Here is a 366-nt window from a genome sequence, read left to right as displayed (position 1 = left end):
GGAGTCGGAGTGCCGGTGGGAGTCGGAGTTCCGGTTGGGGTTGGAGTTTCCGTGGGAGTCGGAGTTTCCGTGGGAGTTGGAGTTTCCGTGGGAGTCGGAGTTTCCGTGGGAGTCGGAGTTCCCGTGGGGGTTGGAGTTTCCGTGGGAGTTGGAGTTCCCGTGGGAGTCGGAGTTTCCGTGGGAGTCGGAGTTCCCGTGGGAGTTGGAGTCGGGGTTCCCGTGGGGGTTGGAGTCGGGGTTCCCGTGGGGGTTGGAGTTCCGGTTGGAGTCGGAGTTCCCGTGGGGGTTGGAGTTCCGGTTGGAGTCGGAGTGCCGGTTGGAGTCGGAGTTCCGGTTGGAGTCGGAGTTGCGGTTGGAGTCGGAGTT

General features: G+C 63.4%; 1 protein-coding gene. It reads right to left on the bottom strand.

Translation table 11 applies throughout. The features are described from left to right. The coding region (locus QT984_RS27560) for a hypothetical protein (protein WP_333375388.1) at positions 1 to 366 on the bottom strand (366 nt) is incomplete at both ends.

The sequence above is a fragment of the Microcoleus sp. Z1_B2 genome, from assembly GCF_036700325.1.
GTDB lineage: Bacteria > Cyanobacteriota > Cyanobacteriia > Cyanobacteriales > Microcoleaceae > Microcoleus.
This window is presented reverse-complemented; position numbering and strand designations above follow the sequence as displayed.